Consider the following 26759-nt stretch of genomic DNA (forward strand, 5'->3'; position numbering starts at 1 on the left):
GGCAGGGTCCGTTTGCCCAGCCAATTCACACTCGCGCCTCAACGCTGTCAACCCGCGCGCTTAGTCATCCGATTCGGACTGCGTCAGGACCATTGCGAGCCGTCCGGGCGCGACCAGAGCCGCACTGAGCTGACAGCCTATGGCTTCGGCGAAGGCCCGCGCCATTGAGAGTCCCAAACCCGTGTGTCCGTCAGTCGGCCGTGCGTCGTCTCTGCGCCAGAACCGCTCGAACAGGTGCGGCAGATCGCGCTCCGTGAGATCCTCCGTGCCGTTCACGACGCGCAGCGTGAGGCGACCATTGTCGGCGGTGGCTTCCACCTCGATCACGCCGCTCTGCGGGGTATAAGAAACAGCGTTGTCCAGGAGATTTGTCAGAATGGAACGAAGGAGGACGGGGTCGGTTTCCGTCCGGGCGTTGTCTGGCGCCTCGATCCGGAACTTCAACCCACGCCCCGCCGCTTTTTCCTGGAACGGCTCGCACGCATCCCGAACGAACGTCGCCAGGTGCACGTTTTCTCGCCGCACGGGCAGTCCCCCGCATTCACCCCGCGCCAGGGCCAGCAGCCGCGTAAGTATGGACTCCAGATGCAGAGCGATGGCCAGCATGGCCGGGTCCGCATCGGCAGCCCGGGCTTCCGGCGCCTTGATGGCCAGCTCGGCTAGGCTGCGCAGCTCGGCCACCGGGGTGCGGAACTCGTGTGCCACATCCGAACTGAAGCGCCGTTCGCGCTCGAAGGAGTCCTGCAAGCGGGCAAGCAGCTCGTTGAGGCGCGCGGCGATGGGGGCCAGTTCTCGCGGCAGCCCCTCTGCGGCGAAGCGCGCCGACAGGCTGGCCGCGTCAATTCGGGCCGCTTCCGCCGCCAGGGTTTGCAGCGGTCCAAGCTCCCGCCGCAGCACACGCGGCACCACCAGCGCGGTGGCCGCGAGCAGAAGCAGTCCCCCGCCCGCCAATACGACCTGCAGCGTGGCCAGGGTGCGATCCATCTGCCGGCGATCGGAGGCCACAACCAGGATCGCCTGCGGAACCGCGCCGTTCTGCGGCTCGTCGTCCGAATCCGGGGGACGGAACTTAAGGCCGGTCGCGCGGCACTTCTGACCATCGGGCAGCGTCAGGTTCCAGAACAAGGGCCTCTCCAGCGTTCCGAAGCGGCACGGCAGAGGCGCACCGCGGAGCGAGCGCGAGCGTTCCACCGTCCGACCGTCGGCGTCCGACAGCTCGAAGAAGTCGGCTCCTCTCTCCTCGAAGCTTGGCAGGTGCTCGTCGGCAAAGTCCAACTTCGGGCGGTTGCCCTGTTGCTCGGTCAAGGCGGCCAGCGCTTGGACCTTGGCACGGAGCCCTGCGTCGAACTCGCCGTGCAACGCCGCCCGCGCGCAGAGATAAACGGCCAGGCCGCCCATCCCCAGCAGCAGGCCCACGCTGAGCAGCAGTTTCCAGGTCAGTTGCCGGCGAATGCTCTTCATTCCGCTGCCAGTTCGTAGCCTAGTCCGCGCCGCGTGTGGATCAGCGGGGCGGAGCTCCGTTCGCCCAGCTTCTGTCGCAGCGAACAAATGGCCGAGTCCACCGCGTTGCTCGCCGGCTCGATCTCGCCGCCATAGATGTGCTCCTCGATTTCCGTGCGGGTAACGATCTGCCCGCGGCGGCGCGCCAGGTACTCGAGCAGTGCATATTCGCGCGGCTGCAGCGTGATGGCGCGCCCCGCGCGGCTCACCTTCCGAGCCGCGGTATCAACTGCAAGGTCCTCAACCTGCAACAGCGTCTCCTTGCTGCCATAGGCGCGACGGCAGAGCGCTTTGACTCGGGCGAGCAGCTCCTCCAGCGCAAAGGGCTTGACCAGGTAATCATCCGCGCCCAGTTCCAGCCCGCGCACCCGGTCGGCGACCGTGTCCCGGGCGGTCAGGAGCAGCACGTGCGTGCGCTTGCCCTGCTTGCGGAGCCGTTGCAGCAGGGCAAGGCCGTCCAGCTTCGGCAGCATGATGTCGAGCACCAGCGCGTCGTAGTCGTTGGTCTCCGCCAGGAACAGCCCCTCCTCACCATCGGCGCTGGCGTCCACAGCAAAGCCATTCCGCCGCAGCCAGGCGCTCACACTCTGGCGCAAACGGACCGAGTCTTCGACCACCAGCACGCGCATCTGGAAATTAAAGCCGCCCGGGCGGGCTCCGCGCAAGGAGAAGCCGTCCGCCACGCCGCTCAGCGCACCGGGGCTGCCGCGGCGGCCCGCTGCAGCATGTTGCGCAGGTCTTTGTCCGCTTCGCGGAACGCCGCATTCAGTAGCTTGTCGTTAAGCACGTAGTCCTGTTGCAAGTACGCCTGGGTGAGCTCGTAGCGCTTGGTGATGATCTGCAATTCCTCGGGTGTGGGGCTGCGCGTGTTGCTCAGCCCGTCCTGGTTGAGATCCTCGATGAGGTTGCGCTTCTGGTCAGGGGTCAGTGTCTGGTCGAACACGGCGGTGTGGAACAGACCGGCGGCTTGATCGTTGACCCCCACATACGTCAACGCCAGGCGGGCCAACGGTTCCTTGCTCCCGGGCTCGGCCAGGCGGCTGTCCTGATAGAGCTGGGCGGCGAGCGCGACGCTTTGTTCGCCCAGGGTCTGCTGCAGGTAACGCAGCGCGCCGCGATCCACCTTGCCGTCGGATTGCACCACTTGCGTTTGCGCGGTGCCCACATACGCGGTGTCGCTGAATCGCCGCAGCATGTCGAAGAGGAATTCGCGCTCCGAGGCCGTCCCGCTGGCAAGGAGGCTGCGCGCCCTTGCCAGCGCGGCGTCCTTGTAATTGCCCGGCGCCATTTCCTCCAGAAGCCGGGCCAGATAGGCCACCTCCAACCCCCGCCCAGCTCTCGCCAGCGCTTCGGCCAGGATTGCTTCCGCATTCGCCCCGCCGATTTGCCGCAGCACATCAAACAAGCCGAGCCGCAGCGACGGCGGCGCCAAAGCCTCGGCGAGTGACCCCAAATCGCGCCTCCCCCTGCCGCCGGTCGCCTCATAGGGCACATCCTGGCCAGAGGCTAGAAACTCCCTCAGGGCAGGCAGCGCGGCGGGCCCGGCTTGCCTGAGCTGCTCCAACAGCCCCAACGCCTGCCGCAGCGCGTGGCCATGGCCGGGACCCGGCGCCGGTTTGAGCGCCGCCAGCTTCTTGAGCAGTTCCTGCGGGCTCAGGCCGGCGGAACTCGCCGGCAGCGGAACGGCGTCGGGCTGCGAGGCCTCGGCTGCCAGCCGTGCGTTGCGGACACGTGCCGCCTCGACCTGGGCCTCCAGGTCGGCCTTCTCGGCCTCCCAAGCGGCACGCTGCAATTCGAACTCGCGGGCGTGGCGTCCCGCCTGCTGATGGCCGACCAGGAGCGCACCGGTGGCAAAGGCTAAGCCAGCAATCAGAACCTCAAACGTGAACCGCCTCATATATATTCATCATGCGCAAGGGGGGATTGCTGCACGGTCCCAATCAGCAAGGAGGGCATCGCAGCCCACCCAAATCCCCTGGCCCCCTCCGCCATGCTGCGATACCCGCCAAAAACGCTGATTGCCGTCCCAACCGTCGCCCTCTCAGTCCTCGTCCTCGTCGTCGCCCTCGTCATCGTCTTTGTCATCGTCGTCCTCCCCCTCATCGTCATCCTCGTCCTCATCGTCGGCCTCGATGGCGATTAGCTTGCCGTCCGCGGCGACCCGGACGTCCACGGTCTTGCCATCAGCTTTCTTCACCTCGGCTTCATAAACCACCGCGCCATCCTTCGCGACGCACTTCTCGACTTCGAGAATCTGGCCTCCGTCGGCGTTGTCCTTGATGGTTTGCTGCACAGCCGCCGGACAGTCAGCGAGTTTGACTTCCTGCTCTTTAGCTTGCTTGTCTTCGGCCAGAACTGGCAACGCCAGCAGTATGGCCGCGGTTCCCACCACCATGCCCGCCCCGATTCGATTCATTATCTTCATAGCTCGTTACCCGGACTGTTGGATTCTTGTTTCAGATGCGTTGGCAGCCAGTCCAAACCGCGCCGCATCGCGCCAGCCACCTGACCGGCAAGATCAAACTTAGCACACGCAGATTACGGCAAGATTATCGGACGAAGAAATCTTTCGTCGCGCTTCCGGCCCCGGTTTAACCGCAGGCAACACTGGTCTCACTTGAACGCCCAGGTCAGCAGCGGCGCGAAGATGAGGGCCGGCAGGTAATCCGCCACCTCGATCCGCTTGAGCTCGAAGATGAGCAACGCCACGCAAAACACGAGCAAGCCGCCCACTGCGTTCACCGAATCCACGAGGCCGTGCGCTGCGAGGAACGGTCTGAGGAGGTGCAGGCAGGCCAGGGTAATCGTGCCTTGAAACGCCAGCACCGGCACCGCCGCCAGCATCACGCCCCACCCGAACAGCAGCACGAATCCCATCGTTCCCAGGCTATCCATCACCGCCTTTACCGCCAGCGGATAGTAGTAGCCGGACAGACCATCCTGGACCGACCCGAGAATGGCCAGCGGGGCGGCACAATAAAGCGCGGCGCAGGTCCTGAAACCCTCGTCCAGCCGGCCGGTGGCATCCGGCTTGAGCGCGGCTATGCGGTCCCGCGCCCGCCGCCCGATCTGGTTTGACAACTTCTGGAGGCGCAGCAGGCGCCCGGTCAGCTTCCCCAGCATCAGCGCCAGCACGACGATCAACAGCTGCTTGAGGATCTGTGGCAACGAACCGTTCAGGCTCAGCCACGTGAGCCGCAGGCCGTAGAAGACCGTGAATACTCCCAGCCCCACCTTGAGGAAAGACTCGCGCTGGGGCGGCAGCGGTTTGCGCCGCACCAGGCCGACGGTGCCGCCGATCAGAATTCCCGCCACATTCAGGGCCGTGCCTATCATGCGCGCCAGGGTAAAGGCGAGCGACCAAAGGCGCAATTGTTTGTAACCGGCGGTGCGCCGAAGCGTCGGCCAGCCCCATGCTAAAATGGGTTGCGCCCATCTGGCGCCCGCGACACATTCGGCGTGCACAAGCAGGGAACAGGCCGGGCGCCTGTCCCGCGTTACGATGGACAACACAATCAAGATTGCCCTGGTCGGCACCGGCATGTTCGGCGGTGACGTGCATGCGCGGGCGTATGCGGACTTGCAGCGAGCCGGCATCAGCCCGCAACTTGGCCGGGTGGGATTGGACAAATGGGCGCGGGATCTCGCGCCGATCAAGTTTGAACTGGCCGCTGTGGCCGCGCGCACAGAGAAGTCTGCCCGCCGCGCCCGGGACAATTTCCGGCGCTGGACCGGCCACGCGCCCAGGGCATTCGCCGGCGCGAGGCCATGGTTGGACATCCTGCGCCAGTTTCCCGATCTTGATGTGCTGGCCGTGGCCACGCCAGACCCGCTGCACGCGGAGGTGATTCTGGCTGCCCTCAAGGCCGGCGTGCATGTCATTACGGAGAAGCCAATGTGCCTGCACATCGCCGAGGCCGACCGCATCATCGAGCTGGCGCGCAGGAAGCAGCGCATCGTCACCGTGGACATGCACAAGCGCTACGACGCCGACCACATGCGCATCCGCGAGGAGATCCGGCAGCGCATCGGCGACCCGCTTTATGGCGCGGCGTATTTGGAGGAGCCGCTGCACGTCTCTACCCGCACGTTCAAGTGGGCAGAGGAGAGCGATCCGTTCAGCTACGTCGGCACCCATTGGGTGGATTTGATCTACCATTACTACCGGAGCAAGCCGGTCTCGCTGACCGCGGTCGGCCAGAAGAAGCGGCTCCTGCGAGACGGCATCAACGCTTACGACGCCGTGCAGGTGCGCGTTGACTTTGCCAACGGCATGAGCATCAGCTTCCACAACAACTGGATCACCCCGCCCGACTTCGAGGGGCCGGTCAACCAGGGCCACGAGATCGTCGGCACTGACGGCAAGGTCGAGAGCGACCAGCAATACCGCGGCTTGCGCTGGTGGAGCCGGGGCGGCGGGAGTCGCACCGCCAACAGTCATTTCACCCGCGACGTGAAGCGCACGGATGGTTCGCTGGCTTACATCGGCTACGGGATAGACAGCCTCACTGTGGGATTGGCCGCGATCTGCCGGGTGAAGTTCTTTGGCGCGACTCGGGCCAGTGTGGCCGACTTTTATCCGACCGCGGAGGAAGCGCGGATCAGCGTAGCCATTATTCATGCGGCGCGTGTCGTGCGCGATTTGAACTTCAGATACCTGCGCGCCGGCAAAGGCGCGCCGGTCACCGCGCGCTTCGGCCGGGACGGGATCACCATTGTGGACCCCTGCCGACTGGCCCGAGGGAAGCAGATGCTCCAGCGGATCTACGACAAAGCGCTCTAGCCGGAGACGAGGATAAAGCGCTTGCTTGAAAAAGTGCTTGCACCTTTGCGCTTTGTGGCGCAAAGTATTGCCATGGAATCTAAATGGGCCACCGAACATCTCCAGGTCATTCGCACCTTGATGGAGCGATCCGCGCTTTATCGGCGGGCGCTGGCGCCCATCATGATCTTCGCCGGGTTGATGGGGGTGATTGCCGCGGGCGTCGGCTGCGGCGCACGCATCACTTCGGGGCGGGCGTTTGCTCTCTACTGGCTTGCGGTCGCCGCAGCGGCCCTGACCGGCGTGTCGCTCCTGGTGCGTCGCCAGGCGTTGAAGGGCGGCGAGCCGTTTTGGTCCCTGCCAACCCGGCGGGTGACCCAGGCCGCCATGCTGCCGCTGGCGGCGGGGTTTGTTTTCAGCCTGGTGCTGGTCGTGCTGGACGTCGGTCATACGCGCTGGCTGTTCATCTTCCCGAATCTGTTCTTGTATGCGAGCGCGCTGCACGCCGCCGGCTTCTTCATGTCCCGGGGCATCCGGCTCTTCGCATGGGGCCTGATGGTCCTTGGCGGCTTGTCGTTGCTGGTGATTCCACGGTTTCAGACCGAGCCGAACCCTGTGCTGGATCACCTTGTAATGGGCTTCTTTTTCGGCGGGCTGCATTTGGCCTATGGCATCTACCTCTACTTCACCGAGTCCCGCAGGAATGAAACGTGAATCCGGAACCCTTTCTCCAGCTCGATCGGGTCATCCACGAGAAGGGCCGGCTGGCCATCCTCTCCATGCTGGCCGCCTCGCCCGAGCTGTCCTTCACCGAGCTGCGTGACGCCCTGGGCATGACCGACGGCAACCTCACCACGCATCTCCGCACCCTCCAGGAGGCCGGCTACCTGTCCGTGACCAAGTCCTTTCAGAACAATCGCCCGCTCACCACGTGCTCCCTGACCGCCGCAGGCAAGAAGGCTTTCACCCGCTACATCAACCTGCTGGAGCAAATCGTCCAGCAAACCAAACCTGAATAGCAAATGAGTTTGAACGAAACACAACCTGAGGGGTCATATACTTTGTGACACAAAGTGAAGTATGAGAGTCATCCGAGCAGAACACCTGGGCATGTGCTTCGGCGTGCGCGACGCCATCACTATGGCCCTGAACCAATCTGAATCCGCGCCGCTCACCGTGCTGGGGGACCTGGTGCACAACGAGACAGTCCTGGCCGGCTTGCGTGGCCGGGGTATCCAGATTGCGCAGCGGCCAGAGGCGGTTAGTACCCGGACGGTGATGATTACCGCCCACGGCGCTTCCGAGGCTGCCATTGGGCGGGTGCGCGGGCGCGGGCTGAACGTGGTGGAGGCCACCTGCCCGCTGGTTCGCGCCGCCCACCGAGCGGTGGCCCGGCTCGTGGGTGAGGGTTATCACCCGGTCATTGTCGGCCAGCGCGGCCACGTCGAGGTGCGCGGTCTGACGGAGGACCTGGCGGACTATGACGTCGTGCTTTCGGAGGGGGAGGTCTATGAGTTGCGGCCGCGGGCGCGGTTTGGCGTGGCGGCGCAGACCACACAGCCGATCGAGAAGGTGCATGCCCTGGTGGAACTGATGGGGCGCTGCTTTCCCGACGCCGAGGTGCGGTTCGTTGACACCGTGTGCCGGCCCACCAAGCAGCGGCAACACTCGGCCAGCGAGCTGGCACAGGAATCGGATGTCGTCGTGGTGATCGGCGGTGCGCACAGCAACAACACGCACGAACTGGTGCGCACATGCAGCCGCCACTGCGCGAGCGTGCACCATGTCCAGACGGCAGCCGACCTGCGGGAAGAGTGGTTTGCCGCGGCCCAAACGGTGGGCGTCACGGCAGGCACCTCCACGCCGGATGCCTCGATTGACGAGGTCGAGCAATGGCTCAATGAACTGGCCTTGAGGTGCCAACACGAACCAATGGCGCACTCGGCCGGCGAGTTGCAGCACCGACAGGCTGCTTGAGCCCGAACCGCAAGCCTGAGCAAAGAACCAAAGGAGAGAAGACTATGAACGAAACTAAACCCCCTGTCATTGCGGAGGCATCGTCCTTCCTGAAACGCTGGTCCACGACCTTCAAGCTGATCGGCGTGGCGGTGCTCATTTTGCTGCTGCTGGTTCCGCTGAGCATGGTGCGCTCGGTGCTGCGCGAGCGCTTGGGGCGGCGCAACGAGGCGGTGGCGGACATCACCTCGATCTGGGGCCGCGAGCAGAAACTGATCGGACCCGTGCTAATCGTCCCGTATCGTTACAAGGCCAAGTCCTGGAAGGAGCAGGCGGGGGCGGGCGGCAAGGTGGAGAAGGTCGAGGTGGTGGATTTGGTGACGGCCAACGCCTACTTCCTGCCCACCAACCTGGCGGTCACGGGCGAGGTCAAGCCGATGGAACTGCGGCGCGGCATTTACCCGGCGGTGGTTTACACCGGGACGCTGGAGTTCGCGGGCGAGTTTGCGCGGCCCGACTTTGGGCGCCTGCGCAGCAGCAAGGCCGAGGAGGTGTTGTGGGACGAGGCGCTGGTTGCCTTTGCCATCCCGGACCTGCGCGGTGTCAAGGAAACTCTGGTGCTCAAGTGGGGCGAGAAGAACTGTCCCCTGTTGCCGGGCGGCAGGTTGGGCGGGTTCCAGTCCGGCGTGCAATCTGGCGTGTTTGCCACCGTGGGCGATGTGCAGGGCGGCGAGGAGCCGATTCCCTTCCGGCTTGCGCTCTCGCTTAACGGCAGCGGGGGCTTGAGCTTCGCGCCACTGGGCTCCCAGACCACCGTCAAGCTGACGTCGCCCTGGCCGGATCCAAGTTTCTTCGGAACGTTTCTGCCGGCCGAGCGCAAGGTCACGCGCGATGGTTTTGAGGCCACCTGGCAGGTTTCCTACTACGGGCGCAACTTCCCGCAGCAGTGGACCAGCCAGACGCCCGAGCCCTGTCTGACGCCGAGCGGCATCGAATCCTCCCTCTTCGGGGTGAACTTCCTGTCCGGTATTGACGCTTATCGCAACACCGAGCGGGCGATCAAATACGGGGTGCTGTTCATCGTGCTGATCTTCGCGGCGTTCTTCCTGTTCGAGCTGCTGGCGGCGCTCAGGATTCACCCGTTCCAATATGCCATTGTGGGCGCGGCGCTCTGCCTGTTTTATCTCGGGCTGCTCTCGCTCTCCGAGTTTATCCCGTTTGGCTTTGCGTACCTGGCGTCGGCTGGAGCGACAACGCTGCTGATCTGTTTCCACAGTGCGAAGATGCTGAAGAGCGGCGGGCGCACGTTCATCGTGGCGGGCCTGCTGGCAGGCATCTACGGCTTTCTCTACATCGCGCTCCAATTGCAGGATTACGCCTTGCTGCTCGGAACGGGAGGGTTATTCGCGGTGCTGGGCGCGGTGATCTGGTTCACGCGGAACATTGATTGGTATGCGCGGGATCGCGCCTGAGCGGAGCGCCTTGAGCAATGGACCGCGGTGTTCCCACCCCGGCATCAAGCATGGCCATGCAACATTGAGCGGGAAGCCTGGATGCAGGGTCAAAAGACAGCCGTTCCGTTATGAAGATACTAAAGCTTGCCTTAAAGCACGAGACCGCCATGCCGGTGCTCGCTTTGTTGATTGCCTCCGGCGCCTGCGTGGCGCTGGTGATGGCGCGAATTGCCTCAACGGGCAACCTGCGTTACAGCTTCCTGACATGGAACCTGTTCCTGGCCTGGCTGCCGCTGATCTTTGCGCTGCTGGCTTGCGAGCGCTATCAAGGCGCCGCGCGGTGGAACCTGGCTTTCGTGAGCCTGGCTGGCGCATGGCTGTTGTTCTTTCCCAACGCGCCCTACATCTTCACGGATTTGATTCACCTTAATTCCCGCCATCTCGGCCATTTCTGGGTGGATCTAGTGCTGATCCTGCTCTGCGCGGTCACGGGACTGGTGCTGGGTTTCCTATCCCTTTACCTGATGCAGTCGGTGGTGGAGCGGATGTTCGGCCGGGCGGTGAGCTGGCTGTTTATCTGCGGGGTGGCGGCGTTGAGCGGATTCGGTATTTATCTGGGCCGCTTCATGCGCTTCAACAGCTGGGACGTGCTGTTCAAGCCACGACAGGTCTATCACGGCATTGGCAGCTGGGTTGCCGATCCCCTGGCCAATTCCACCTCCTTTGTCTTTCCCATCCTCTTCGGCGCATTCCTGTTCCTCTCCTACTTGATGCTCTTTGCGTTAACGCATTTGCGACCCGCGCAGGCGATGGCACTGCCGCGGAGAAACGAGCAGGCCGCCGCGATTTGACATTCCTGGTCCGCTGAACCCCGGGTTTGGCCTATTCGACGCGAATCTCCTGTCGCTCGGTCAAACAGCGGGTTGGCGGTGGAAATCCAGGCTTGAGCTCTGGCGCCGCCCGGATACCTTAACCTCATGCCGATTTACGAGTTTCATTGCGCTAACTGCGAGCAAGACAGCGAAATCCTGGTACGTTCCACACGTTGGAAGGGGACCAAGTGCCCGCAATGCGGCTCGGCTAAACTCTCCAAGAAGCTCTCGGTCTTCGCTTCCTCGGTGGCCAGCCCGACCAGCGCCGCGCCGGCGTGCGACGGCAAGGGCGGCGGTGGTTGCGGATGCTGCTGCGGCGGCGGCAAGCATCATCACTGATCCCGTTAACCCGCCACTTCCCGGGCGGTGATCGCCCGCAAATCCGGCACCGCCCAGTCGGGCTGGTGCGCTTCGAGCTCTTCCAGCCGGCTTCCCCCGGTCGCCACCGCCAGCACTTTGGCGCGGATGGCCCGTCCGCACCGGATATCGTTGGGGGTATCTCCCACCACCAGCACTTCGTCTCCGCGCAGTTCGGTGCCGAGCAGGCGGCTGCCGCGCTGCTGCGCCACGGCGGCAATCCGATCGCGCTCTTCGTGGTCGTCGCCGAACGCGCCTGTCTCGAATGCGTCCCACATCTGGAAGTGGCGCAGTTTGATTTCGGCGCCCAGCCGGATGTTGCCCGTCAGCAGGCCCAGCAACGGCGCGTGCGGCAGCGCCTGCAGCTCGCGCAGGAATTCCCACACGCCCGGACAGACCGCGGTCTTGCTCTCGCGCAGAATATGGTCCAGGCAGAACACGTAGCGCTGGAAGAACCGGGTGAAGTTCTCCGGCGTCGGCGCGATCTGGTGGAATCCGAAGAATTCGCGCACCAGGCCGGTGTCGGTGCGGCCCGGGAACTGCAACCGTTCGAAACCGTCCACCGTGTTGAACTCGGAGGCGAACGTCTCGGCAAACGCCCGCACCCCCGCGCCGCCCGTGCGGATCAGCGTGCCGTCAATGTCGAATAGAACCAACCGAATCATGCGCCGGGACAATAAGCCGCTCCACCGCTCGAGGCAACGACATCCCCGGCCGATGTCAGCGGCGGAGCCGCTCGCTACCGTTTCCGGTTAAAGCTCGCCTGGGAGTACTTCTGCCGCGCGAGCGCGAGGGTGCATTCGGCGAGGCGGGCGTCCGGCGTGTATGGCTCCCACTGCACGCCCGGCGCCGAGCGAACCGCCTCGCACATGGCTCGTTCCCAATCCGATCGGGCGAAGCAGAAGCCCCGGGGCTGGACCGATCCCTGAATTAGCAAGCCGTCGCGGGTGCGGCGCTGGGCCGCGCCGGCGAGCTTCCGGCCACCGCAGAGCAAATCGAACCGCTCGTGGCCCTGGAAGCACTGGCCGGGGAGGCTCTTGCTGCACACGGGCGCCAGTTCGGTTGCGAGGTCAAGCCGGGTGAAGGCGGTGCGAATCCACTCGTGCACGCGCCGGTAACTTTCGGTGGCGCTGAGGCCATACCAGTCGTGAACTGGGGGGAAAATGAGGCTGTAGGTCCAATCCGCGTCGTGCGGCACCAGGCCGCCGCCGGTGGGGCGCCGCACCAGCGGGCGCAGCGGCGTCAGGCGTTCGATCAGGGTGTGTTTCTGAAAGTAGCCGAACGACGCGGCGGGCTCGGACCAGGCGTAAAAGCGCAGCACAGGCTGGCCCAGCCGCGGCGCGGCGTGCAACAGGGCCTCGTCCAGGGCCATGTTGAAGGCCGCGTCGCCCGGGCCGGATTGGAGGAGGTACCAGGGCTGCCGGGTCATCGCATTGGAGGGTCAGGCATGTCTGAGCACGCCGATTCGCGGGCAGAGCGGCTTGATTTCACAGGCGGCACAGTCGGGTTTGCGGGCATCGCAGCGGCGGCGGCCATGCCAGATCAGCCAGTGACTCAGCATCGTCCACTGCTCCTGTGGCACCAGGGCCATGAGGTCCTGCTCGATCTTCTCCGGGGCCGTCTCTTTGGTGAGCCCGAGCCGCTGGGACAGCCGGGCGACGTGCGTATCCACCACCACGCCGCAGCTGATATTGAAGGCATTGCCGAGCACGACATTGGCGGTCTTGCGGCCCACGCCGCCCAGTTGGGTCAGTTCCTCCATCGTGCGCGGGACCTGGCCCTTGTGCTTTTCCACCAGGGCCTGGCAACAAGCCTTAATGCTTTTGGCCTTGTTGCGAAAGAAGCCGGTGGTCTTGATGTCCCGTTCCAGTTCGGCCTGCGGCGCGCGCGCGTAATCGGCCGCGGAGCGATACTTGGTAAACAGCCCAGCCGTGACGAGATTGACGCGCTTGTCGGTGCACTGGGCCGAAAGGATCGTGGCGATCAGCAGTTCCAGCGGGCAGGTGTGGTTCAGTTCGCAATGGGCGTCCGGGTGGGCCTGCTTCAGGCCGGCGATGATTGCCTGGAGCCTGGCCGTTTTGGCGTCTTTGGTTTCACGAGGCATGTCTGGTTTGAGGCTAGACGCACTAAACCCCGGCAGCAAGCTGCTGCCGGGGTGACGTGATCAACTCTGCGGGCAGAGAGTTACTGAGGCGTGTCAGCCGGTTTCGCCGCGGCATCGGCTGGAGCCGCCGGCGCCGGGACCGCCGTTTCAACCTTCGCCGGCTCCTTGGTGCAGCACCACCGCGGTGTGGGGATGCACCCCTGCTTGAGGAGGAAGAAGGCGGCCACCGCCAGCAGGATGAGCACCACGATGATCTTTGGCCACGGGCTCTTCTTTTCGGCGAATGGGTCGACCAGGTCCCGCTGCGAGCCGGGCGGCAACGCGGCAACACCGGTGAGCGCCCCGCCGAACGGCACGTTCATCTTCGCCTTGGCGTTCACAGCCCAGCCGTTGGCGTCCAGGATGGGGCCGAGGTTGCGCCGTCGCAGCTTCAGCCACGCCATGATCATTGAGGGCGCGGAAATGGCCAGCAGGATGATGATAATGACCAATGGGATCTGCCACCACGGCAAGCCGACGATCTTGCCGAAGATGCCGCCCAGGGCGGCCAGCAAGGTGGTCAGCACCAGGCCGATGGCCGCGAGTGTGCCGGTGTCAAACTTCGTCTTGGGCGGTTCCGCCGGTTTGGGCAATTCGCCGCCGGCTGTCGCCTTGGCGGCTGCCGCCAGTTTGGCGTCGGAGGCCGCGTCCGCTGCGGCGGCGCGTTTGGCCACCTGCTCTTCGATCATTCGCACCAGCTTTTTGTACGGTGCAAAGAACGCCTGCCGGATGCTGATCGGGTTGTCAATGATCTTGGTGATCGTCGCGTCCCAGTCACGGCCCTTGCGATCGAAGAAGATGCCGTTCCGGCCGACCATGAGGTTGTCGGAGTCGCCTCCGGTGAAGGCGGCAACGATCTGCATTTTTTCGCCCGTGCCCTTGCGATAGCAATCGCAATAGGCAAGGTAGGTGCCCGCCAGCGCCGCCATGGCGGCGTGTTTGCCGGCGTCTTCGACCGTGAGGCACAGATCGCAGCTCCGCTGATCCAGGTAGAGGGTGCCGGCCTGGAAGATGGCCTTGTTCTTGCGGCCGTAGAAGTCGCTGAAGGAAACAAAGTTGTGGCAGAGCTGGTTGAGGTCGCGGTGGTAGTGCGCCAGGCGGTTGAGGCCGACCACGGCCTGGGCATTGCCTTCCTCCGCTTTGTCCTTGGCGATGAGCGCGGTGAGCGTTTCCTTCGCCTTGCCGGCCAGGATTTCCCGCACGCGCTTCACGCCGATTTTCTCGACCGATCCGCCCGCCTTGCTGCCCGTCCAGGCCTCGAAGGCGCCCAGCTTGGCGAGCAGCGCGGCCCAGTCGGCTTCCGTGAGCGAGGCTCGCTCTCCGAGGATAGGCTTAACCGCGGCGGCCTGGAAAGTGGCCATCGCGCCGGCCCAGGCCGGGTTAATCCCTTGCGTGAGGGGCAGCGGCTTGTTGGCGCTGATTTGTGCGAGCGGGAAACCGGCGATGTCCGCATTCGCGGCGGTCAGGTCCTTGGCGCCCAAGGCGAGGAACTCCTTCTCGTCGCGATTCAGCGCGTTGACGGAGCGCGGGTCGAACGCTGCCAGCCGGCAGCGGGCGAAGTAGTCATCCACTTTCGCTTTGACCGCTTTGACGGCAGTGGCGGCGGCTTCGGTGCCCGGACCGAGCGGCAGCAGCGCGGCATTGCCTTCGGCCTTTTTCCACCAATCGGAGTAGGCTGCCGCGTCGGTGAAGAACTGGTCCACTTTGGCCTGGTTGATGCCCGGCTTGCCGCTTGCGTCCAGGACCGACCCGAGGCACTCAATGATATCGTTGATGACGGCCTTGGTGGCGTCGTCGCCGGCTGAGTCCGCGGGCACAATGCCGTCGCCGTTAAAAGGTTTGGCGGCGAAGACCTGGGCGGCGGCGGCGGCTTCCTCGACAGTAATCTCCGCGGATTCGGCCTTGCCCAGGACCTTCCTCGCGAAGTTGGCGATCAGCGTGCCTTCGGCGGTGGTATCATTGATGGCGGCCGGTCGGAGCGTGGGCGAGCTTCTTAGCAGGTCGTCCGGGTTCCTGAGCAGGTTGCCGGCCCACTTGACCGCCGCGATGAGTTCCGGCGCGCGGACGCGCCCGTCTTTGTCCGTGTCAATCAAGGCCAGGGTTTCTTTGTCGAACTCGAGTCCTGAAGTCGGGCAGGCCAGGGCCACCCACAGCTTGAGGTCGAGTTGGTCAATCGCCAACAGGTCCGCGCCGGTATCAAGCTTGACCTGGTCAAAGCCGCCGGCCCTGAAGAATCTCCATGTATGATTTGTGCTCATAGTATTTGGTTTTTTGTGCTATCTAAGTGACATCTGCTTCGCAAACTGAACCTGGACTTCCACGCCGGGATTGTGACCGAATCCGAAGCAAGTGACAACCACTAATCGTGGGCTTGATCAGCCGGGGGCGCGTCTAACCGTGGCCACGCAGGCTGCTGAGGATTGAGGCTGGCTACACCAACTCGGGCTCTTCGATTTCGCGCGGCGGCGCCAACAGGGGCGTGCCGTCGCTCGCCTCGGGATACTCGAAAATCCTGCCCTCGTAGTTTCTTATCACCACGCGCTCGGCGTTGCGGCTAAGCACGTATTCCGGCGTCACTGGCACCTTGCCGCCGCCGCCGGGGGCGTCAATCACGTATTCCGGCACGGCGTAGCCGGTCGTGTGCCCGCGCAGGTTCTCCATAACCTCCAGCCCCTTGCGGACGCTGGTGCGCAAATGGGCCGAGCCTGCAATCAGGTCGCACTGGTAGAGGTAGTAAGGTTTCACGCGGCAGAGCAGCAGCTTCTGCACGTGCGCCTTCATCACCGCCGGATTGTCATTCACATTCCGCAGCAGCACCGACTGGTTGCCCAGCGGAATGCCCGCGTCGGCCAGTCGCCCCAGGGCTTCGCGCGCCTCAACCGTCAACTCCCTTGGGTGATTGGAGTGGATGCTGACGAAGAGCGGGTGATATTTGCGGAACATGGCGCATAGCTCCGGGGTGATGCGCTGCGGCAGGAAGATCGGGATGCGCGTGCCGATCCGCAGGAACTCCACGTGCGGGATGGCGCGCAGCCGGCTCAACAGATGTTCCAGCTTGTCGTCGCTGAACAGGAGCGGGTCGCCCCCGCTCAGCAGCACGTCGCGCACTTCCGGATGGAGCCGCACGTAGTCAATCTGCCGGTTGAATTCGGGGTGGAAGTCGTAGCCGCTGGCGTTGCTCACGAGGCGCGACCGGGTGCAGTAGCGGCAATACGCCGCGCACCGGTCGGTGACCAGGAACAGCACCCGGTCCGGATACCGGTGCACCAGCCCGGGCACGGGCGAATGGGAGTCCTCCCCGCACGGATCGCTCATCTCCCAGGGGGCGACGTGCGTTTCCGCCACGCGCGGGATGACCTGCCAGCGAATAGGGCAATTCTCGTCCGCCGGGTCAATGAGGTTGAAGAAATAGGGCGTGATGGCCAGCGCCAGCTTGTGGTTGGCCAGTCTCGCGCCGGCGATCTCCTCCGGCGTGAGCGTCGGCATCAGGCGTTCGAGCTGCTCGACGGTGGTAATCCGATGCTTGAGTTGCCAGTGCCAGTCGTTCCAATCCGCGTCCGGCACGTTGGCCCAGAAGCCCCGCCCGGCCGGGCGGAACTCTTTGAGCGTGCCTGTCGCGCTACACGAGGGAGGCTCGTCGCCGTTCTCCGATGACATCTTACGGTGCATTTTTCCCCTAAAATCGGGTAAGCGCACTATAAATTTGATCACGCACCTGTCAAGCGACCCGCTGGGAAGGCTGGGAGGCTGAAGGGTGGCGTTTGCGGGTTGGATAACTTGCTGCAAATCAGGCTTCGGCTGCCGGGCGCGCCCCCACTGCTACGGAATTCGCCACGGGACGGGTCCTGGACGGCCATGAGACGGCCACTAGACGGCCACTAGACGGCCATGTGACGGCCAGGAGGTCGGCCAAGGGACGGCCAGCACCCGGGCAGAGGATGGCCGCCTGGGCGGATTAGAGCGCATGGGCAGGGTAGTTCAATGGGTAGCGACCCTTTCCGGGTATTGGGGAGGCCTTTCGAGGATGGGAGGTCTGCGTTAGGCTGCTGATTATTCGCAACTCATTACTGCTGCGGTATTTACGATGTAATTGCCCTCCAGGAGGGCCCTTTTTGGGTGGGTTTGGATGTAAGTGGCTTGAAAACAGCATGTTACGCCAAAAATCTGCGGCGATGTCAAGGTTGTATCTACGGTGTGGAGACGGTGAGGATACGGTGAGGATACGGTGAGACTCCCTTGTGGGCGGCTGGCTGCTGACCCGTGTTGCCGAACGGAATCGCCGGGTTGCCAACCGGGGGGTGTGTTATTTCCGCGATTTTTGGCTCCGGGGCTGGGTATCCGGGCCTCAGCCTGACCGGCCATGGGTGCTCTTGCCTGTTGTCCCCAGTACTGGTGACTGGCGGGGGACAGTGGGTCTGGTATGGTTATGGCGTGTTAACGATGTCAGTGTGTGGCATCGGTTGAGAATTTAAAATTGTTCTCAGTGTAGAATGTGGCAGAAAGGCCGGGTGCGCAGCCCGGCCTTTCTGTTTCTTCATGGCGGCAACGTCACCTCCCCGTCTGACCGGTCGAACCCCCTTGGTGCGCGGACAATCGCCGGGGAAATTGCAGAACTGTTTGACTCAGACCAATAGGGGCGCATGCTCAAACGATGAAACCGCTATCGGAATGCCGGCTTTATGCCTTTGTGGATACCGCTTACCTGCACGGAAGGACGCCGGCGGTGGTCGCGCAGCAACTCTGCGACGGCGGCGCGGACTTGGTCCAACTCCGCGCCAAGCTCTCTCAGCCTGACGAGGTGCGGCGCATGGCCGAGGAGATCCTGCCTGTGACGCAGCGGGCAGGAGTCGGCCTGGTGATCAACGATTATCCGGCGCTCGCCTGGGAACTGGGCGCGGAGTTCTGCCACCTGGGGCAGGAGGACTTCTTTGGCGCAGGCTATACCGAGGTTTCTCAGCTCGCGACTGGAAGCGGCCCTGATGGAATGCTGGCGGAGGGGAAGCGGGCCGGCAACGCCCGAGTCAGGATTGGACTGAGCACAGCCGCGCCGGAACAGGCTCGGCGGGCGGAGGCGGCAGGGGCGGATTATTTGGGCGTCGGGCCGGTGTTTCCGACCGGCACCAAGCCATCGGCCAGGGCGGTGACGCTCGAGTATGTGCGCTGGGCAGCGGCGAACGTCCGCGTTCCGTGGTTCGCGATTGGTGGAATCAATCTGGAGAATGTGCGCGACGTGCTGGCCGCAGGCGCCACGCGCGTCTGCGTGGTGTCGGCGATTCTCAACGCGGGTGACCTTGCCGCCACTTGCCGCAGGTTCAAGGCCCACCTTTGTGCGGCTCGCTCCGAAGGGTGAAAGCGCCGGCAGAATGGCCTGCCAACGCCGATCAGAACTCAACTACGAGATCCCGGGGGCTGGCTTCGTTGGTGAAGCGAAGCCACAGCAACCGATCCGCGGAGGAGTAGTGATGATCCGCCAGTGGCTGCCCGGCGAGCGTGACGGACCGCGGAGCCGCCGGCGCGCGCAGCAGCACGACGGCAGGGGTGTTGACCACTCCTTCCACTGCCAGTGAGAGCGAGCGCCGGGTGGCCTTTGTCGGCAGGGCTTTGCACGCCGAGGCGAGCACACGCGGATCGCGGCCGCGCACGGCTTCGACGTCCAGCAGAAAGAAGCGGGAGCCTGGCGTGAGGGCGACTGATTGCCGGACGCGCAGCTCGGAGTCGAAGAGGTTTATCCAGCGGCCACGAAGGGTCCGGGGCGGGCCTGCGACCGACTCATCCAGGCCCGCGGCGATGACATACGGGCCGCGGCGCAGGAGCAGGTAGTTGGTCTCGCGCCATTTGAGCCGGGCGCGGGCGGCAGCTTGTTTCACCGTGGCGACCAGGCGCGCGTCTCCCGCGGCGCTCGTGGCCAAGGCGGCGGGGTTTTCACGCATCCAGATGACAGCGCCTTTGCCGACGGGCATGAGGTGTGAACCGTGGCCGCCGCTGTTAGTCGGGGCCAGGTTGGGTGAAGAAGAAGTGCGCCGACTGACGTCGGCGGCTACGAGGGTTAGTTGTTCGAAGAGATGCTCGCGCGGGGTGCGGTAATGGCGGCCATCGCTGTTCCACCACTCGCGGACGGTGTTATAGGGGTCAGCGTCGTCATCGCAGACGACCAGCACGCCGCCGCGCTTGACCCAGGCGGCGAGCGACTGGTGCACCTCGGGGCTGAGCGGCTTCTGGCCGTGGTAGGAGAGGAGCAGGACGCGGAAGCCCTTGAGGTAATCCGGCAGAGTCAGATTCTCGAGTTGCACGGGCGTGAGCGGCATGCCGCGCTTGAGCAGCGGCAGGGCCAGGCCGTAAATGTGGCTGAGGTGGGGGTCGCTGGGGGTCGGTTCGCCGCGCTGGAACATCAGCGAGTCACTGACGATCAGGCCGATGCCGGTGGTGCCACAGTCCCACTCGAGGCGGTGTTGGTTCATGTCATTGAGCGCCTGGCAGACCGTCTGCACCTCGGTGGCGTAGGCCGGGGGCATGGGCTCGCGCTCGCCCGGTTTGCCGGGCTTCGGATACTGGCCGCCGAACACGCGCTCCGGCCAGGGCGCGACTTCGAAGCGCCACACGTCGGGTTGAAGCAGAGAGGCAACCATGGTGGATTCCCAGTTGACGCGGTAGTCGGTCCAGTCGTGGTCGGGGTTGTCCTCGACGGGGTCGTTGAGGAACCAGAGATGGCGGCCGGTGCCGCGGACGAGATTCATCATGGCGCCGTATTCCAGGAAGGCGGTTTCGAAGGTGCGCTCGCGCAGTTGGCCGCGGAACAGGTTCGGGGTGCGGGCGGTGCCGGTCCAGACCTGGGCGATGTAGCCGTCGCAGCCGTTGAGGCGCGCGAGGCTGGATTCGGGGCTGACGATGCGCCAGTGGGCGTAGCTGAGCAGGCTGTGTGATGGGACATAGCACCGCACACGCCGGCCGGTGCGGCGGTTGTAGTCCTGCACATGGTCGAACACCTGCTGCAAGGCGCGCCGGTAGAGGTAATACTTGAGCCTGGAGGAACGCCACTGGGCATCCACGGAAGTATGCGGCGGCTGCCAGTCCTCGCGATAGTGGTTCCGCCACTCGCGTTTGAAGCCTTCCGAATAGCCGCCGTGAACCCAGAACTCCGGCTCTTCCAGGTGGATCGCCTCAGCCCCGGCATCGAGCGCGCGCTGGACGCCCTGGCACAGGAATCGCCCGTAGTTTGTCCCGGGGCACATGTAGTAAACATCGCCTCCGTGGCTGATCTTGTTCCCCGCCCGATCCGTCTGGGCGTCGTCCTCGTGGTTGACGCCGTCGAACCGCCCGTAGAGGTAATCCTGGTAGTTGCCCCAGGAGACGCCTGTCATGACGTGAATGCGGTAGCCGCGGTCCCGCCACGTCTGGATGCGTTGCGGGAGACCGGGGTCCACGCCGTAGGCAATGGCCACATCCGAGCGCAGGTTGGCGATGGCGCTCCACGGCGCCGCGGTCTGGAAGCAGGTGCGCTCGAGGTGCTGTTGAGGGTCGAGTGGGAAGGGAGGAGGTGCGTCTGCGGCAAAGACGGTGGATGCTGCCAACAGGATGGCCGAGCGGATCAGTGCCGGGGGCAACATGGGGATTTGATTCGTCACGCCCGGACAGCATTCACCGTAGCTGCCACCTCTGCAAGCCTGGTGTGCGGCTCCGGACGGGCGCAGTAGTCTATCGTTCCGGTTCGGCAGGCTTCCGGGCGGGTTGCAGGCGCAGCATGGCGGCGGCGTAGCGGCGGCCGAACTCGCGCTGGGAGGAGGCGTCGAAGTGTAGCTGGTCGCCTTTGTGGTTCAGGCCTTTGGAGGGGGCGCAAGCGGTGGCGGGGACTTTGTCAGGAAGCGCAGCGAGGGCGCCGTTGACGACGCGGGCATAGGGCGATTTGTCCGGACCACGGTCATAGAGGAACTCGCCGATCTGACCCACAACCACGGGCAACCCGGGAGCGGCAAGGTCGGCGCGTATGTCCTGGATCATCCCGGCGAGGCGTTCGCCGTAGGTATTAGCATTCGTGGCTGTGCCGGAGTCGCTTTCCCCCTGGTGCCAGAGAATCCCCTTCAGCGTGCCATCGCGCGCCGCCAGTTTGGCTCGGTGGACCGCATTGGAGTACAAGTCGCCGCCGTGCTGCCAGCGTTTCAGCGCTGTGCCGCCGACCGCGCACGGAACCAGGCCGATCGTCGCGCCAGGGGTCTTCTCGGCCATGGCCTTGCCGAAAGCCAGGCCCGGCCCCACGCCGAGCATCTGCGGCTTGTCGCGCGTGATCGGCTCGACGGCAGCTTCCCACCGGTTCGCGAGACTGAAGACCAGCACGCGCGGATGAGGTGTTATGTCCTCGGCGCCGAGTTTGCCGCGCCCGGCCATGTTGGACTGGCCCATGAGCAAATAAAGGTGGAGTTTCTCCTTTGCCGGGAGTTGCGGCGGGGTCGAGTCGCTGGTTGTTTGGGCATCGAGGGCGACAAGGGCGGAGCAGAGCGCGAACGCGGACAGCGCGGGGATCTCAAGTGAATTATTCATTGGGTTGAACGAGGATAAACGGCGGCATTGGGCAGTCGAGCGTATCGGCAATCGCCCGCAGGAGTTCGGCCTCCATTTCCTGGATGACGCCGTCTGCGGCCACCGTTTGCGCGCAGGCATTGAGCACGCTCTTCTTGATCTGCGGCACCGCCTGGCAGAGCCGGTTCAAGGCGGCGTCCACTTGCGCCAGATCGCAGTCCGCCTCAGGCAAGCGGCGAAGTTCCACCTGTGCGGCGTAGCTGAGCGGCTGCGCGCCCTGTTGGAAAGCAAATTGGACTTTGTCTGGGGCGTCCTGGCCGAGGCACGCCAGCGCCGAGAGTAGGATGGCGCAATCCCCCACCAGCGGTTTGAGCGCATAATACTGAATGACCGGCTTGCGGGCCGGGAGGAAATGCGGTTCCAGGTGGCGCACGACGATCTTTTGCAGCACGTATTCGAAGAGGTCAATCTCGCTGTCGCTCTCGACCAACTTTCGCACCGCTGCGCGGAACTGCTGGAATTGCCGCGGCGATAGCTGGCAAAGCCCCGGCAGCGCGAAGTCAACCAGGGGCAGTTTGGCGTAGGTTGGCATAGCCCGCACCTCCGGCAGCACGCGAAGCGTTTCCTGAACCACGGCGGCAGAGGTCGTCGTGGTTAGTTCCTCGAGTTGCTTGTGGCGGACCGCTTCGTCGTCGCTCAGCAAAAGGGCGTAAATCAGGGTGCTGGCGCCAAGGCTTTCCCGCGCGGCGGACTGCAGATTTGTCGGGATGCCGGAGCGCCTCTCCTCGGCGTAGCGGAGATGGGCGGGAGTGGGCTTGCCCGCGTTGACCAGGACCGTTTGTGAGACAGTTGCCGGTGTTGTGAGTTCTGCCAGCCCTCGTTGCGCGTGCGGCAGGCCCGGGAATGGGAACGGAATGGGTGAGCCCTGCGGTTTGGCTGAGGCCGGCGGAACGGCCGCCTCCGCTGTGGCGAGGCTGACGCGCGGGAAACGTCCATCGAAGTCCGGATCAATGGCCCGGATGCGTTCGGCCAGCGGTGGATGTGTGTCCAGCAGGTGGAAGAACGACTTGCCCATGCCGTTGCCGAAGAACATGTGGCTGGCTTCGTCGGCATGCGCCGCTTTGAGCTTCGATCCCAATTCCAACCCGCCGATCTTCTTCAGCGCGCCGGCCAGGCCCGCCGGGTTGCGCGTGAACTGCACTGACGAGGCGTCCGCGAGAAACTCACGCTCCCGGCTGACGGCGGCTTGGATGAGCCGGCCAAACACCACGCCGATCCAGCCAATCAGCAGCAGTGCCAGGCCGAGCAAGGGGAGTGGATTCTTCCGGCCTCTGGTTTGCAGAAGTATCCGGCCCACCACAGTCAAGCACAGGATGCCAAAAATGATGCCCATCAGGCGCAGGTTGAGCCGCATGTCGCCGTTGAGGATATGGCTGAACTCGTGGCCGATGACGCCCTGCAGCTCATCGCGAGTGAGCAACTTCATCGCGCCGGCGGTGACGGCGACAACGGCGTCGCTGCTCGAGTGGCCGGCGGCGAAGGCATTGATGCCTCTTTCGTCGGGCAAGAGGTAGATCTGCGGCACCGGAAGGCCGGCGGCGAGGGCCATTTCCTCGACCACGTTCCGCAGTTTGCGTTCGTTCGGGTCGGTGGTGGTCGGGCTGACAATCCTCCCGCCCAGCATCGTGGCAACGGCGCTGCCGCCCTGGGCCAACTCCATGGTTTTGAAGGCGCTGCCCAGGCCAATAACCGCGAGTGTGCCCGCGGCAGCCCCGAGCAGAAGCTGCGGATGCCACAAAACCATGCGGGCCTCCTGACCGTAACCTTGGTGGTGGCCGGTGCCGAGACCGGCGAAGACCACCAGCACGGCAGCATAGACCGCCGCGATCAGCAGCGCCACGCCGAGAATGAAGTAGATGACGAGGAGCCTGGTATTCTGGCGGGCTCGATCCTGTCGCTCGAAGAAGTCCATTGCCAATCTCCAATCGCCAATTGCCGATCGGTAATCGGCATTGGGCATGTCAGAAGCTGACCTTCGGCGCTTCTTTCTGTTCCGGCTTCTCGATGACGAACAACTCGGCCGGTCCGAAGTTAAACGGTCCGGCAATCAAGTTGGTCGGGAAGGTCTCGCGTTTGGTGTTATAGCTCATCACGGCATCGTTATACGCCTGCCGGGCAAACGCCACCTTGTTTTCGGTCGAGGTGAGTTCTTCCATCAGGGTCAGCATGGTCGTGTTGGCCTTCAAGTCCGGGTAGGCTTCGGCCAGCGCGAAGAGCCGGCCCAGCGTGCTGGCCAGGGCAGTTTCCGCGCTGGAGAGCTGCTTCATGGCTGCGGCGTTGCCGGGATTCTGCGCGGCGCTCAGGCTGGCCGCGGAGGCGGCGTTGCGGGCCGCCACGACGGCCTCGAGCGTGCCACGCTCGTGCTTGAGGTAGCCCTTGGCGGTCTCGACGAGGTTAGGGATCAAGTCATAGCGCCGCTTGAGCTGCACGTCAATTTGCGCGAACGCGTTCTTGAAGCGATTGCGCAGCGCCACCAGCGCATTGTAGGTGACGACGAACCACATCAGAATGAAGAACACCGGCAGCGCCAGCACAATGAACAGTATGATCAAACTTGTATGCATTATAAGAGTCCTTTCGTTTCTCTTGTAACAGCTAGGCCAAACGGCCATGTCCGGCAATTACAAAGTATGGGCAAGAGTGGAACGCGCCATTCCTTAGCAAATAGAGGGCGGGTTCTCCGAAAACCGCCGTCCCCCGGCGCTCGCGGCGAGGGCGCCCCGGGCGCCGGTGCGCTCATTTGCAGAAAAGTCTTGCCGCCTCCGTTCCAAGCCGCCATGAGTGGGCGCGATGCGCATCGCCCGGTTGCCCGCCCTTGAAATGCGGGTCCATGAAGCTCGAATTCCCTTGAATGAATTCGACCACGTGGGAGATAACGCGTGGGGGGTACTCTTGCGCTGAAGCCTTCCAGGCGCGAGATCACAAGAACCTATGAACCTGAAAACTCTGCCTCACACCCGTTCCTGTTTCGTTTGCGGTGAAGCCAACCCGGCCGGATTGAACCTGCGCTTTGAGACGGATGGGCGCCGCGTTCAAACCCGGTTTGTCCCGCGCGCGGAGCATGTTGGTTTCCGGCAGACCGTCCACGGCGGGTTGATCGCTACGTTGCTCGATGAAATCATGGTCTGGGCGTGCGCGGTGCGGACGAAACGCTTCGCCTATTGCGCCGAGTTGAAAGTGCGCTTTATCCGGCCGGTCCGGCCCAATGAAGCCTTGGTTGCCACCGGCGAGTTGGTCTGCAACCGGCGGGACAAACTGTTCGAGGCCGGAGCCGAGCTGAGAAACAAAAATGGGGAGACCCTGGCCACCGCCACCGGGAAGTACTTCCCTGTAAAACAGGCAGACCTGGGACAGATGGTGACGGATTTTGTGGATGATCCCGGCTGGCTATTTGAACCGCAGGACCAGGAAACGGTTAAACCGGGGGCATAGGCGGTTGGGGAACTCCCGGGTCTGCGTGGTGCCGGCTGACCGAGTTGCCACCGGTCACGTACACGGCTCCTGGACGGTCACCTCGCGTGCAGCGTAATGTGCCGGCGATCCAGAGTGCTTCCTTCCTGCAGCGACAGTTGTGCCAGCGCCTCATTGTAGTCGGCCAGAGCGCGAATTTCAGCCGACCGCGCCGCGGTGAGGTCCCTCTGTAGCTGCAACACGAAGAAACTGGTGCTCTTGCCGTTCTCCAGTTTCTTCTGTTCGGCTTCCAGGGCGGCCTCGGCATAGAGTCGCGCTTCCCGCGTGGCATCCACCCTTTGGAAGCTGGTTCGCGTAACAGCGATCGCATTCTCGATCGTGATCATGACCGTCTGCTCCAATTGCTTCAACTGCAGCACGAGCTGCTCCCGGGTGGCTTTGGACACTTTGTAGGTGTTCCGCGCGCCGGTGTTGCCGATGGGAAAAGTCAATTGCGCACCCCCGCTCCAGAAGGGGTTGTCCCGGCTTCGGAATTGGGCCAGGGAGTCGGGCATGTTGGGGCTGGACGCGCGGTAACCCGCCGTGCCGACAAGGTCCAATTGGGGCAGCAATTGGTTTTTTTGATAACGCACGATGTAACCCTGCTTCTCCAGGTTCAGCTTCTGCTGTTGCACGTCGGGACGCAAGGTCAGTCCCCTGCGCCAGCTTTCCTGCAAGTCGAAGGTCTCCGGCACCGCGATCAGCCGTTCCCCGGGTTCAATGGAAACATCCTGCCACTTGCCGTAATCGTCGCTGAGCAGATTCTTCAGCACCCGCTGCTGGGTGTCCCGGGTGCCCTGCGCGGCCAGGAGATCGGCCCGGCTGCTGGCAACCTGGGACTCGGCCTGCTTCTCGTCCAGCGGCGCCAGTGCGCCGAGCTCCACCCGCTTCCTGTTCTCCGCCAGCAAACGCTCGGCCAGTTCCAGGGCGCTCTGCTGCACCTTCACGTTCTCCTGGGCAAAAATCACCTCATAGTAGGCCTGTTCCACGGCGGTGATCGTCGTCATCAACTGGTTGCGCAGGTCCTCTTCGGTAATCTTGAGGTTCTTCTTGTCCAGCAGGATCTGCAACCGGGTGCTGTCAATCCAGAAATTCTTCAGCAACGGCTGCCGCAACTGCATGAACCCGACATTGCCGGAGAAGTCCTGGAATGAGGTTCGCGTCGCCAGGACAACATCCGGACGGGTTCCATAGGTATCCTGAAAGCTGGAGCCAACGCTGTAATTAAGTCCCCAGGGAAGCAATCCGGAGAACCCCAAAGCGAGTTTGTTATTGTCGGCTTCGGTGCCCGTAAAAGGCCGGCCTTGCTCGTCGTAACCGCCGGGCGACCGGGAATAATCATGCCCGCCGGAGAGGTTGAAGACGGGTTCGTAATCCCCATAGTTGGCGCTGAGCGTATAGCCCGCCAGTTCGGGATTGTAGCGCTTGATCTGCACATCGAAGTTGTGACCCAAAGCAACTTCAACGCAGTCTATCAGCGCCATCTTGCGGACTTCAGGAGCATTCGTCTGCGGCAGTGCCGCGACAGTTGTCCCGAGCAGGAGTAACAGAATTCCTGGAAATCTCATCACGCGCATAACTTGCGGATTCTGCCGTCTTTCGTCAATTAAACCTCGTTCACCGGCGTTCATTTGTCGGCTATTTGGGAATCTTCTGAAGTGCTTTCGAGCTAACGGTTGTTCCGCAACGCAAAG

The 26759-nt window shown here is 63.8% G+C and carries 24 protein-coding genes; 9 read left to right on the forward strand and 15 right to left on the reverse strand.

What is annotated here, in order from left to right:
• Window positions 1-60 precede the first annotated feature (60 nt).
• The 5 genes from P5205_15210 to P5205_15230 form a co-directional block, all read right to left on the reverse strand.
• On the reverse strand, window positions 61-1461 hold the full coding sequence (locus P5205_15210; GenBank protein ID HSA11712.1) for a HAMP domain-containing sensor histidine kinase: 1401 nt from the start codon (window positions 1459-1461) through the stop codon (window positions 61-63).
• Window positions 1458-2129, reverse strand: coding sequence for a response regulator transcription factor (locus tag P5205_15215; GenBank protein HSA11713.1), 672 nt, complete (start codon window positions 2127-2129; stop codon window positions 1458-1460). Before P5205_15215 ends, P5205_15210 begins: the two co-directional genes overlap by 4 nt.
• A gap of 59 nt (window positions 2130-2188) precedes the next feature.
• A complete protein-coding gene (locus P5205_15220) occupies window positions 2189-3397 on the reverse strand; it encodes a hypothetical protein (protein HSA11714.1) in 1209 nt (402 codons plus the stop codon).
• 144 nt (window positions 3398-3541) lie between these two features.
• Window positions 3542-3925, reverse strand: a complete 384-nt coding sequence (locus tag P5205_15225) for a hypothetical protein (GenBank protein HSA11715.1) — start codon at window positions 3923-3925, stop codon at window positions 3542-3544.
• A 188-nt stretch (window positions 3926-4113) separates the two neighbouring features.
• A complete protein-coding gene (locus tag P5205_15230; GenBank protein ID HSA11716.1) occupies window positions 4114-4965 on the reverse strand; it encodes a DUF554 family protein in 852 nt (283 codons plus the stop codon).
• Between the two features lie 37 nt (window positions 4966-5002).
• On the opposite strand from P5205_15230, the gene P5205_15235 reads away from it, so the two are divergent.
• The 7 genes from P5205_15235 (at window position 5003) to P5205_15265 (ending at window position 10883) form a co-directional block, all read left to right on the forward strand.
• Window positions 5003-6283, forward strand: coding sequence for a Gfo/Idh/MocA family oxidoreductase (locus P5205_15235; protein ID HSA11717.1), 1281 nt, complete (start codon window positions 5003-5005; stop codon window positions 6281-6283).
• A gap of 72 nt (window positions 6284-6355) precedes the next feature.
• A complete protein-coding gene (locus P5205_15240) occupies window positions 6356-6976 on the forward strand; it encodes a hypothetical protein (GenBank protein HSA11718.1) in 621 nt (206 codons plus the stop codon).
• A complete protein-coding gene (locus P5205_15245) occupies window positions 6973-7281 on the forward strand; it encodes a transcriptional regulator (protein ID HSA11719.1) in 309 nt (102 codons plus the stop codon). The genes P5205_15240 and P5205_15245 overlap by 4 nt, the downstream gene beginning before the upstream one ends.
• 61 nt (window positions 7282-7342) lie before the next feature.
• Window positions 7343-8239 carry a 4-hydroxy-3-methylbut-2-enyl diphosphate reductase gene (gene ispH, locus P5205_15250; protein HSA11720.1) on the forward strand — a complete coding sequence of 299 codons (897 nt, stop codon included), beginning with the start codon at window positions 7343-7345 and terminating at the stop codon, window positions 8237-8239.
• Window positions 8240-8283: 44 nt separating this feature from the next.
• The gene (gene creD / locus P5205_15255) at window positions 8284-9690 is read left to right on the forward strand and encodes a cell envelope integrity protein CreD (protein ID HSA11721.1); all 1407 of its coding nucleotides are present in this window, start codon (window positions 8284-8286) and stop codon (window positions 9688-9690) included.
• 110 nt (window positions 9691-9800) lie between these two features.
• Complete coding sequence (locus P5205_15260; protein ID HSA11722.1) at window positions 9801-10523, forward strand: DUF1361 domain-containing protein; 723 nt, start codon at window positions 9801-9803, stop codon at window positions 10521-10523.
• A gap of 126 nt (window positions 10524-10649) precedes the next feature.
• Window positions 10650-10883 carry a zinc ribbon domain-containing protein gene (locus P5205_15265; protein HSA11723.1) on the forward strand — a complete coding sequence of 78 codons (234 nt, stop codon included), beginning with the start codon at window positions 10650-10652 and terminating at the stop codon, window positions 10881-10883.
• A gap of 5 nt (window positions 10884-10888) precedes the next feature.
• On the opposite strand, the gene P5205_15270 is transcribed toward P5205_15265, so the two are convergent.
• The 5 genes from P5205_15270 to P5205_15290 form a co-directional block, all read right to left on the reverse strand.
• Window positions 10889-11566 carry an HAD family hydrolase gene (locus tag P5205_15270; protein ID HSA11724.1) on the reverse strand — a complete coding sequence of 226 codons (678 nt, stop codon included), beginning with the start codon at window positions 11564-11566 and terminating at the stop codon, window positions 10889-10891.
• A gap of 74 nt (window positions 11567-11640) precedes the next feature.
• Complete coding sequence (locus tag P5205_15275; protein HSA11725.1) at window positions 11641-12330, reverse strand: lipoate--protein ligase family protein; 690 nt, start codon at window positions 12328-12330, stop codon at window positions 11641-11643.
• Between the two features lie 12 nt (window positions 12331-12342).
• Entirely contained in the window at window positions 12343-13005 is a 663-nt protein-coding gene (nth, locus tag P5205_15280; protein ID HSA11726.1) for an endonuclease III, read from the reverse strand.
• 80 nt (window positions 13006-13085) lie between these two features.
• Window positions 13086-15302 carry a hypothetical protein gene (locus tag P5205_15285; protein ID HSA11727.1) on the reverse strand — a complete coding sequence of 739 codons (2217 nt, stop codon included), beginning with the start codon at window positions 15300-15302 and terminating at the stop codon, window positions 13086-13088.
• Window positions 15303-15474: 172 nt separating this feature from the next.
• Window positions 15475-16701: a KamA family radical SAM protein gene (locus P5205_15290; GenBank protein HSA11728.1), complete on the reverse strand. Its 1227-nt coding sequence runs from the start codon at window positions 16699-16701 to the stop codon at window positions 15475-15477.
• Between the two features lie 994 nt (window positions 16702-17695).
• Between P5205_15290 and thiE the strand changes: the two genes are divergently transcribed.
• The gene (gene thiE, locus P5205_15295; protein HSA11729.1) at window positions 17696-18394 is read left to right on the forward strand and encodes a thiamine phosphate synthase; all 699 of its coding nucleotides are present in this window, start codon (window positions 17696-17698) and stop codon (window positions 18392-18394) included.
• 31 nt (window positions 18395-18425) lie between these two features.
• Here the strand turns inward: thiE and P5205_15300 are convergent, their stop codons facing one another.
• The 4 genes from P5205_15300 to P5205_15315 form a co-directional block, all read right to left on the reverse strand.
• Window positions 18426-20666: a hypothetical protein gene (locus tag P5205_15300; GenBank protein ID HSA11730.1), complete on the reverse strand. Its 2241-nt coding sequence runs from the start codon at window positions 20664-20666 to the stop codon at window positions 18426-18428.
• A gap of 70 nt (window positions 20667-20736) precedes the next feature.
• On the reverse strand, window positions 20737-21576 hold the full coding sequence (locus P5205_15305; protein ID HSA11731.1) for a sialate O-acetylesterase: 840 nt from the start codon (window positions 21574-21576) through the stop codon (window positions 20737-20739).
• Window positions 21569-23575, reverse strand: a complete 2007-nt coding sequence (locus P5205_15310) for a M48 family metallopeptidase (GenBank protein HSA11732.1) — start codon at window positions 23573-23575, stop codon at window positions 21569-21571. Before P5205_15310 ends, P5205_15305 begins: the two co-directional genes overlap by 8 nt.
• A 1-nt stretch (window position 23576) precedes the next feature.
• A complete protein-coding gene (locus P5205_15315; GenBank protein HSA11733.1) occupies window positions 23577-24179 on the reverse strand; it encodes a LemA family protein in 603 nt (200 codons plus the stop codon).
• A gap of 367 nt (window positions 24180-24546) precedes the next feature.
• On the opposite strand from P5205_15315, the gene P5205_15320 reads away from it, so the two are divergent.
• Window positions 24547-25047 (forward strand): PaaI family thioesterase, encoded by a 501-nt coding sequence (locus P5205_15320; protein ID HSA11734.1) that lies wholly within the window; start codon window positions 24547-24549, stop codon window positions 25045-25047.
• Between the two features lie 77 nt (window positions 25048-25124).
• Here P5205_15320 and P5205_15325 read toward each other — a convergent pair whose 3' ends face one another.
• Window positions 25125-26633, reverse strand: coding sequence for a TolC family protein (locus tag P5205_15325; protein ID HSA11735.1), 1509 nt, complete (start codon window positions 26631-26633; stop codon window positions 25125-25127).
• Between the last annotated feature and the right edge of the window lie 126 nt (window positions 26634-26759).

It is taken from the genome of Candidatus Paceibacterota bacterium (genome assembly GCA_035452965.1).
Classification (GTDB): domain Bacteria; phylum Verrucomicrobiota; class Verrucomicrobiia; order Limisphaerales; family UBA8199; genus UBA8199.

What these genes read in the sequence shown, in the direction of transcription:
- P5205_15215 (HSA11713.1), bottom strand. Translation starts at nt 2,129, where the DNA reads ATGCGCGTGCTGGTGGTCGAAGACTCGGTCCGTTTGCGCCAGAGTGTG.
- P5205_15320 (HSA11734.1), top strand. Translation starts at nt 24,547, where the DNA reads ATGAACCTGAAAACTCTGCCTCACACCCGTTCCTGTTTCGTTTGCGGT.
- creD (HSA11721.1), top strand. Translation starts at nt 8,284, where the DNA reads ATGAACGAAACTAAACCCCCTGTCATTGCGGAGGCATCGTCCTTCCTG.
- P5205_15225 (HSA11715.1), bottom strand. Translation starts at nt 3,925, where the DNA reads ATGAAGATAATGAATCGAATCGGGGCGGGCATGGTGGTGGGAACCGCG.
- P5205_15285 (HSA11727.1), bottom strand. Translation starts at nt 15,302, where the DNA reads ATGAGCACAAATCATACATGGAGATTCTTCAGGGCCGGCGGCTTTGAC.
- P5205_15305 (HSA11731.1), bottom strand. Translation starts at nt 21,576, where the DNA reads ATGAATAATTCACTTGAGATCCCCGCGCTGTCCGCGTTCGCGCTCTGC.
- thiE (HSA11729.1), top strand. Translation starts at nt 17,696, where the DNA reads ATGAAACCGCTATCGGAATGCCGGCTTTATGCCTTTGTGGATACCGCT.
- nth (HSA11726.1), bottom strand. Translation starts at nt 13,005, where the DNA reads ATGCCTCGTGAAACCAAAGACGCCAAAACGGCCAGGCTCCAGGCAATC.
- P5205_15220 (HSA11714.1), bottom strand. Translation starts at nt 3,397, where the DNA reads ATGAGGCGGTTCACGTTTGAGGTTCTGATTGCTGGCTTAGCCTTTGCC.
- P5205_15315 (HSA11733.1), bottom strand. Translation starts at nt 24,179, where the DNA reads ATGCATACAAGTTTGATCATACTGTTCATTGTGCTGGCGCTGCCGGTG.
- P5205_15235 (HSA11717.1), top strand. Translation starts at nt 5,003, where the DNA reads ATGGACAACACAATCAAGATTGCCCTGGTCGGCACCGGCATGTTCGGC.
- ispH (HSA11720.1), top strand. Translation starts at nt 7,343, where the DNA reads ATGAGAGTCATCCGAGCAGAACACCTGGGCATGTGCTTCGGCGTGCGC.
- P5205_15260 (HSA11722.1), top strand. Translation starts at nt 9,801, where the DNA reads ATGAAGATACTAAAGCTTGCCTTAAAGCACGAGACCGCCATGCCGGTG.
- P5205_15240 (HSA11718.1), top strand. Translation starts at nt 6,356, where the DNA reads ATGGAATCTAAATGGGCCACCGAACATCTCCAGGTCATTCGCACCTTG.
- P5205_15290 (HSA11728.1), bottom strand. Translation starts at nt 16,701, where the DNA reads ATGTCATCGGAGAACGGCGACGAGCCTCCCTCGTGTAGCGCGACAGGC.
- P5205_15210 (HSA11712.1), bottom strand. Translation starts at nt 1,461, where the DNA reads ATGAAGAGCATTCGCCGGCAACTGACCTGGAAACTGCTGCTCAGCGTG.
- P5205_15310 (HSA11732.1), bottom strand. Translation starts at nt 23,575, where the DNA reads ATGCCCAATGCCGATTACCGATCGGCAATTGGCGATTGGAGATTGGCA.
- P5205_15265 (HSA11723.1), top strand. Translation starts at nt 10,650, where the DNA reads ATGCCGATTTACGAGTTTCATTGCGCTAACTGCGAGCAAGACAGCGAA.
- P5205_15270 (HSA11724.1), bottom strand. Translation starts at nt 11,566, where the DNA reads ATGATTCGGTTGGTTCTATTCGACATTGACGGCACGCTGATCCGCACG.
- P5205_15325 (HSA11735.1), bottom strand. Translation starts at nt 26,633, where the DNA reads ATGAGATTTCCAGGAATTCTGTTACTCCTGCTCGGGACAACTGTCGCG.
- P5205_15275 (HSA11725.1), bottom strand. Translation starts at nt 12,330, where the DNA reads ATGACCCGGCAGCCCTGGTACCTCCTCCAATCCGGCCCGGGCGACGCG.